Genomic DNA, 3,577 nt, shown 5'->3' on the forward strand with positions numbered 1-3,577 from the left:
CCCCTCGGGCGGCACTGCTCGATTCTTCATGGCCCAGCCCTCAAGCGGCTAAGCAACATCCATGAGCCTCCGGCTCCGCCTGTTGCTGTCCCAGAACCACCGGAGCTGCCCCAGTAGCCCTACTCAGGCGTGCAACTCCGTTATGTCAGACGGCAACACGACTCGGGTGACATCGGTCAGGTCTGCTCGAATGCCCTTCCACGATGGGTGCCGCAGCAGGCCCCGCAGCTCGCGATACTCGATGTCGCCGATGGTCTCGGCCCTGACCCACCGGGCGTTCCGGGCGATGGCTGCGGGGATGTCGCCGTCGAACGGTGAGGAGAGACTGGCGAGCGGGGCCAAGTAACGGGTGAGGATGCGGCGGTGGGCCGCGCTGATGCCCGCGCCGACGGGACCGCAGAACCTCAGCCGTCCCTGGTCGTCGTGTGCACCGACCAGCAGTGCCCCGATGGTGCGGTGATTGGGTCCTTCGCCGGGAAGCCACCCGCCAATGACGAACTCACTCCGCAACCGATGGCAGGTCTTGATCCAGTCCTTCGACCGCACACCGGGGAGGTACAGCGAGTCGAGGCGCTTGGTCACGATGCCTTCGAGCCCCGTCTCCGCCGACGCTGCCAGAACCATGGACGGGTCTGTCGCGACCCAGTGATGCGGGAATTGGATCACAGAGCTTTGAGCGGCGGCGGCGACGTCAGCCAGGATCTCGCGTCGCTCGGCATACGGGTGGTTGGTTACGTCCTGGCCGTGGTGGCGTAGGACGTCGAAGGCGAAGAATCGCACCGGCACCGCCCGGAGCAGATCGACACTGGGTCGGCGACTGTGCGGCCACCGCCTCTGGAGGCGTTCGAAGGACGGGATGCCTTTGGTGTCAAGGGCCACGATTTCCCCGTCCAGGATCACGGACCGGTCCACGGCACCAGGGAGAGCCGAGGCGATCTCGGGGAACGTGCGCGTGACATCGGCACCGTTGCGGCTCAACAGCGTGACGCGGTCGTGGTCGAGGATGGCGATCCCACGCTGCCCGTCGAACTTGGCCTCGACTGCGAACTCGTCGAACCGCGATGGCGGCTGGCCCGGAGTCGCGAGCATCGGTAGATACATTCCGGACGCCATCAGCGACAACGCCTGAAGTGGTGCATCCTGCCCAGAATAGTGACGGCGCAGCCGTTCAGTGGTCGCCAAGGAGAGAGGACGCAATTAGGACAGCGCGCCGGTGCCAGGGGATGATCCCGCAGCCTAGGGCGGGTAGCGCTGCGGGGTCCTGTCGTTGCAAGGACATGGCCCCCGGCCAGACGACCGGGGCCTTCACGCATGGCAGCGGGGACGCGCCTGCTCGGGGACCGGTTTGATGATCAAGACCTTTGGAGCTGGCTCATACGCTGGAGTGGTGCGGGACATAGACACAATCGACGACGAGTTGCGGCTGCTAGTCGACGTGCGGGAAGCGATCAGGTCCGAGGGCGGGAAGCCGTCCACGGAAGTGACCGACCGGCTGCTCGACGAACGAGACCATGTACGTCGGCGTCGTTCCCAATCGAAGTCCGACAGGTGAATTACCCTCCGACTCCATGGGGGAATTTCTTGATTTGTTCGCACGCCTAGATCTCGACCCAAGGGTTCGAGGCAAACAGTTCGAGCATGTCTGCAAGTGGTTCCTCACTAACGACCCGACGTACAGGTCCACATTGCGGCGAGTGTGGCTCTGGGATGATTGGCCGGGCCGTTGGGGTGGCGACGCCGGTATCGACCTCGTCGCCCAGGACCACGACGGTCGCCTGTGGGCGATCCAGTCCAAGGCGTATGCCGCAAAGAATGCCATCACGAAGGCCGACGTCGACAAGTTCCTGTCGGAGTCGTCGCGGTCGCTGTTCTCGTTCCGGTTGCTGATCGCCACTACCGACAAGCTTCATCACGTCGCCAGGCGGACCATCAACGATCAGGAGAAACAGGTCGCCTTCCTTGGGTTGAGCGACCTTCTCACCTCTGAGGTGAGCTGGCCGACCAGCCCCCTGGATATGCGTCCGTCCGCGCCGTTGATGCCCGCTAAGCCCAGGGAACATCAGCGCGAAGCGGTCCGCCATGTGTTGAAGGGGTTCACGAAGTCGGATCGTGGCCAGTTGGTGATGGCGTGCGGAACGGGCAAGACCCTGACGTCTCTGTTCATCAATGAAGAGCTCGCCGCCGAGCGGACCCTCGTCCTAGTGCCCTCGCTCTCCCTCCTCAAACAAACGATGCGAGTGTGGCGTGCGAGCGCGAACGTGCCGTTCGAAGCGCTGCCGGTGTGCTCCGACGAGACCGTGGGCCGGACCGAGGACGCGGCGGTCGCGCACACCAGCGAGCTGGGGGTGCCCGTCACCACCGATGCACACACCATCGCTGCGTTCCTGCGGCGTCGGTCGGGTCGTCCCCGGGTGGTGTTCTCCACTTACCAGTCGTCCCCCCAGGTTGCCCTCGCCTTCGCTCAGGGGCGCGTGCCTGCGTTCGACCTGGTGGTCGCCGACGAAGCGCACAGGGTCGCCGGTGTCGAATCAGCCGCATTCGGCACCGTCCTCGATGAGGCGGCAATCCGCGCAAGGCGGCGGTTGTTCATGACGGCGACTCCGCGCTACTTCACGGGGCGGGTTCTCAAAGCAGCCCAGGACGCCGACCTGGAAGTCGCCTCGATGGACGACCCCACCAAGTTCGGCACCGTCTTTCATCGCCTCTCTTTCGGGGAGGCGATCAAGCGGAACTTGCTCACCGACTACCAGGTTGCTGTCGTCGGGGTAGACAGCGACACCTACCGCCAGTTGGCGGAGAAGGGCACCTTGGTCACCCGCGATGGGAACAAGACCACCGACGCCCGCACACTCGCAGGCCAGATCGGCCTCGCGAAAGCCATGCATAAGTACGACCTTCGGCGCACCATCAGCTTCCACTCCCGCATCGCCCGCGCTCGCGAGTTCGCCGCCGAGATGCCCGAAGTCATCGCTTGGATGCCTGCGCGCCAACGCCCCAAGGGTGCCCTGTGGGCACGGCACGTCTCGGGCGAGATGTCCGCCGGAGAGCGGCACGTCCTGCTCCAACACCTGAATCAGCTCGACGACGAGGAGCGTGGCCTGCTGACCAACGCCCGCTGTCTCTCCGAGGGTGTGGACGTTCCGACGCTAGATGGCGTCGCCTTCATCGACCCCCGCCGCTCAGAGGTCGACATCGTGCAGGCGGTGGGGCGGGCGATCCGCAAGTCCGACGGCAAGACCGTCGGCACCATCGTCATTCCCGTGTTCATCGAAACCGACACCGATGCCGAGGTCGCGCTGAAAGACTCGTCGTTCAAGCCGATCTGGGACGTGATCCACGCCCTCCGTGCTCACGACGAGCAACTAGGCGAGCAACTCGACGCGCTGCGGCGGCAGATAGGCCGACGCGGGGGCGTCCCTAAACTCCCAGACAAGATCCACATCGATCTCCCCATGAGGGTCGGGACAGACTTCGCCGACGCCTTCGACGTCCGCCTGGTGCAGAACACGACTTCGCCGTGGGAGCACTGGATGGGGCTGCTGGAAAGCTTCGTCACGGACAACGAGCACTCCAGGGT

The 3,577-nt window shown here is 64.8% G+C and carries 2 protein-coding genes; one reads left to right on the top strand and one right to left on the bottom strand.

Going from position 1 to position 3,577, the window contains the following annotated elements:
* Positions 1-123: 123 nt before the first annotated feature.
* Positions 124-1,089, bottom strand: coding sequence for a non-homologous end-joining DNA ligase (gene ligD, locus ACRDUX_RS39740; protein ID WP_526422869.1), 966 nt, complete (start codon positions 1,087-1,089; stop codon positions 124-126).
* Positions 1,090-1,694: 605 nt separating this feature from the next.
* Here ligD and ACRDUX_RS39745 point away from each other — a divergent pair.
* Positions 1,695-3,577 (top strand): restriction endonuclease (locus ACRDUX_RS39745; protein ID WP_526422871.1); only part of this gene is annotated, 1,883 nt, incomplete at its 3' end.

The sequence above is a fragment of the Mycobacterium sp. genome (assembly GCF_050701675.1).
GTDB lineage: Bacteria > Actinomycetota > Actinomycetes > Mycobacteriales > Mycobacteriaceae > Mycobacterium.